Annotated in this window: 4 protein-coding genes; all 4 read left to right on the top strand. The window is 35.7% G+C overall.

Features of this window, described 5'->3' with window-relative positions; translation table 11 throughout:
- A partial coding sequence (locus tag ACY65O_RS13890; RefSeq protein ID WP_462221459.1) for an AIR synthase-related protein occupies positions 1–1,506 on the top strand: 1,506 nt, incomplete at its 5' end.
- Positions 1,507–2,532 (top strand): ADP-glyceromanno-heptose 6-epimerase, encoded by a 1,026-nt coding sequence (rfaD, locus tag ACY65O_RS13885; RefSeq protein WP_462221458.1) that lies wholly within the window; start codon positions 1,507–1,509, stop codon positions 2,530–2,532.
- Between the two features lies 1 nt (position 2,533).
- Positions 2,534–3,322 (top strand): pyrroline-5-carboxylate reductase, encoded by a 789-nt coding sequence (gene proC / locus ACY65O_RS13880; RefSeq protein WP_462221457.1) that lies wholly within the window; start codon positions 2,534–2,536, stop codon positions 3,320–3,322.
- A gap of 17 nt (positions 3,323–3,339) precedes the next feature.
- Positions 3,340–3,951 (top strand): LURP-one-related/scramblase family protein, encoded by a 612-nt coding sequence (locus ACY65O_RS13875; protein ID WP_462221456.1) that lies wholly within the window; start codon positions 3,340–3,342, stop codon positions 3,949–3,951.
- The last annotated feature ends 165 nt before the right edge of the window (positions 3,952–4,116 follow it).

The raw sequence follows: 4,116 nt of genomic DNA, 5'->3' as shown, positions 1-4,116 counted from the left end.
TTATTAGAAGCCTGCCTGGAAGTGATGAATACCGGCGCCGTTATTGGTATGCAGGATATGGGTGCAGCAGGAATTATTTGCAGCACCAGCGAAATGAGTGCGAAAGGCGAAGCTGGAATGCGGATTGATTTAGATAAAGTGCCTACCCGTCAAAAAGATATGAAAGCATGGGAATTGTTATTAAGCGAAAGCCAGGAAAGAATGTTGCTGGTGGCTGAAAAAGGAAAAGAACAATTGATAATTGATGTTTTTGAAAAATGGGATTTACCCTGCAGCGAAATTGGTGAAGTAACCAATGATGGCATGCTTAATTTCTACATGCATGGAAATTTGGAAGCAACATTACCTGCATACGAATTAGTGTTAGGCGGTGGCGCACCACAAAACGACAGACCTTATACCGAACCAAAATATTTTGAAAAGATAAAAGCATTTAATGCAGATACTATTGCTGTTCCAAAAAATTTAAAAGCTGTTGCAGAAAAATTAATTCAAATACCCAACATTGCCAGCAAGCGATGGATATATACTCAATATGATAGTATGGTTGGTGCCGGTAATGCAAGTACCAATGCACCAAGCGATGCTGCAATTGTTTTAGCAAAGCCTACTAATAAAGCATTGGCACTTACAACAGATTGTAACAGCCGTTATGTTTTTGCCAATCCCTATAAAGGTGCTATGATTGCTGTTGCTGAAGCTGCAAGAAATATTGTATGCAGCGGCGGGCAGCCATTAGGTGTTACCAACTGCCTTAATTTTGGAAACCCTTACGACCCGGAAGTGTATTATCAATTTGTAAATGCCATAAAAGGAATGGGTGAAGCCTGTGTAAAATTTGATACACCTGTTACGGGTGGCAACGTAAGTTTTTATAACCAGGGACCTGATGGTGCTGTTTATCCAACTCCAACAATTGGTATGGTAGGATTATTAGATTCTCCTGCCGATAAAATGACGATGGATTTTAAACTGGAAGATGATGAAATATATTTGGTGGGCACACAGCGCAATGATATTAATTCATCGGAATATTTACATAAAATTTGCGGCATTGAATTTTCGCCTGCACCCTATTTTGATTTGAATGAAGAATTTGAAGTGCAGCATGAAATTAAAAAAATGATCCATAAAAAATTAATTAACTCCGCACATGATGTAAGCGAAGGCGGATTATTTATTACACTGATAGAAAGTTGTTTTAACAGAAATCTTGGTTTTAATGTTGTAACAACTGATACTGCAATTAGAAAAGATGCCTGCTGGTTTGGCGAAGCACAGAGCCGTGTGGTGGTAACTGTTAGCAAAGAAAACAGGAACGATTTTATAATGCTTTTAGAGAAAATGGAAATGACGGTGACTTATTTAGGAAGTGTAACCAGTGGTGCCATTACTATTGATGGAGAAGATTGGGATACTGTTAATATTTGGGAAGATAAATATGATAATGCTATTGGAAAATTACTGACCGGACATGAGAGTGAACACGCTTTAACATCTCTATAAATGATAAACACAAATCCCACTATAATCATCACCGGCGCTTACGGTTTTATCGGCAGCTGCATGGTTAGTTATTTAAACCAGCATGGTTTTTACAATTTAATTTTAGTAGATGAGTTTGAGGATGAGGAAAAAGAATTAAACCTGCTGCATAAAAAATATATTGTAAGAGTTGAAAGAGAAAATTTATTTGACTGGTTATTAAAAGAGAAACCTGTTGTAGATTTTGTTTTTCATTTAGGTGCCAGAACAGATACTACCGAATTTGATTACAGCATTCATCAAAAATTAAATGTAGAATACTCTCAGCATATCTGGAATTATTGTACCATTAATAATATACCGTTAGTGTATGCCTCTTCTGCTGCTACTTATGGCGAAGGGGAATTCGGATATGATGACAGTCACGATATTGTTGAACAACTGCATCCTTTAAATCCTTACGGCATCAGTAAAAATGAATTTGACAAATGGGTATTGCATCAAAAAGCACATCCGCCATTTTGGGCAGGCTTAAAATTCTTTAATGTTTATGGCCCTAACGAATATCATAAAGCAAGAATGGCAAGTGTTATCTTTCATTCTTTTAATCAAATAAAACAAAATGGCAGTGTGAAATTATTTAGATCGCATAAAGATGGCTTTGAAGATGGCGAGCAGCTCCGTGATTTTGTTTATGTAAAAGATGTGGTATCAGTTTGTTTCTGGCTGATGGAAAAAACTCTTGGAGGGTTTAGAACCCTCCAAGAGTTAGTGGAGCATAAACCATCCTCTGCGTTATATAATTTAGGTACTGGTGAGGCCCGTAGTTTTAATGATTTAGTAAAAGCAACTTTTAACGGATTAAATTTATCTCCGGTAATTGAATACATCGATATGCCCGAAGACATCCGGGATAAGTACCAGTATTTTACAGAAGCAAAAATGGAAAAATTAAAAGAAGCAGGTTATCAGGAAGAATTTTATTCTTTAGAAAAAGGCGTGGATGATTATGTAAGAAACTATTTAAATCAAAATTTATTTTATTAAAATGAAAATAGCAATTATTGGTGGAGGAAATTTGGGTTCTGCAATTGCAGAAGGTTTATTAAAAAGTAAATTTTGCAAAGCGGCAGAAATTACTATTACTAAAAGAAATATTGAAACATTAAAATCATTAAGCGACAGAGGTGTTAATGTAACCACCAATAATAACGAAGCCATTAAAAAAAGTGATCTGATATTATTAGCTGTTAAACCTTTTCAGGTAACAGAAGTAATTGCCGGTTTAAAAAAGGATTTAACTGCAAAGCATGTTGTTGTATCGGTAATCACAGGCGTTTCTTTAAATGATTTAAATGAAATGGTAAAAAGAAAAAATCCTGTTTTTCGTGCCATGCCTAACACAGCCATTGCCATACAGGAAAGCATGACCTGCATCAGCCACTCCAATGCAACACCGGAGCAATTACAATTTGTAAAAAAACTTTTTGAAACATTAGGCAAGGTTACACTTATTGAAGATAAACTGATGGATGCTGCAACAGTTTTAGGCGCATGTGGCACTGCTTATGCTATGCGTTACATACGTGCCAATATACAGGGTGGAATTGAAATTGGGTTCGACAGTGTTACCGCTAATTTAATTGCTGCACAAACTGTAAAAGGTGCAGCAGAATTATTATTACAAAAAGGTACTCACCCCGAGCAGGAAATAGATAAAGTTACCACACCCAAAGGTTGTACTATTGCAGGACTTAATGAAATGGAACACCAGGGCTTTAGTTCTTCTTTGATAAAAGGGATTGCTACGAGCTATAATAAAATTGTAAAGGGATAAAACAAAAACACCACTATATGCAAACCGACCTGTTAGAACAAAACTATTACCCGTTGAAATTTAAATTCCGGATTTCTACCCTGCACAACGATTTTACAGCAACAGATTCCATTGGCAACACACGTGCCTATGTAAAACAAAAGTTGTTTAAATTTAAAGAACACGTAAAAGTTTTTACCGACGACACACAAACTGATTTAAAGTATGAAATAAAAGCCAACAAATGGCTCGACTTTAATTCCAGCTATTCCTTTACCGACACACAGGGAAATAATATAGGTCGGGTGGTACGCAAAGGATGGCGCTCTATCTGGAAAGCGTCTTATTTAATTTATGATGAAAACGATCAGCAGGATTTAATTATACAGGAAAAAAATGCGTGGGTAAAAGTAGGCGACAGCCTTTTAAGTGAAATACCATTAGTGGGTCTTTTCAGTGGTTATTTTCTTAATCCTACTTATACATTAACCCGGCCTGATGGCACTTTGGTTTGTACATTTAAAAAAGATGCGTCTTTTTTAGGCCGCAATTTTACTTTACATCAGGATGCAAATTTTGAAAAAGGCGAGGAAGAAAGAATTTTATTAGGCATGATGATGATGGTGCTGCTGGAAAGAAGAAGAGGATAATATTTAGATTTTCTAATCAAAAAAGGTTTACAATTTTTTAAAATTGTAAACCTTTTTTTAGTTGTATAATAATTTTACAAATAATTAATAAATATTCCCCGTTTCCATATCTATTTGATAAGGAATCCACACTTCTCTATCAGCATATGAATTACCGCCTGAAAT

The sequence above is a fragment of the Ferruginibacter sp. genome (genome assembly GCF_031430955.1).
Lineage (GTDB): Bacteria > Bacteroidota > Bacteroidia > Chitinophagales > Chitinophagaceae > Ferruginibacter.
The sequence above is the reverse complement of the archived record's forward strand: the minus strand, read 5'-3'. Positions and strand labels throughout refer to the sequence as shown.

What these genes read in the sequence shown, in the direction of transcription:
- rfaD (WP_462221458.1), top strand. Translation starts at nt 1,507, where the DNA reads ATGATAAACACAAATCCCACTATAATCATCACCGGCGCTTACGGTTTT.
- proC (WP_462221457.1), top strand. Translation starts at nt 2,534, where the DNA reads ATGAAAATAGCAATTATTGGTGGAGGAAATTTGGGTTCTGCAATTGCA.
- ACY65O_RS13875 (WP_462221456.1), top strand. Translation starts at nt 3,340, where the DNA reads ATGCAAACCGACCTGTTAGAACAAAACTATTACCCGTTGAAATTTAAA.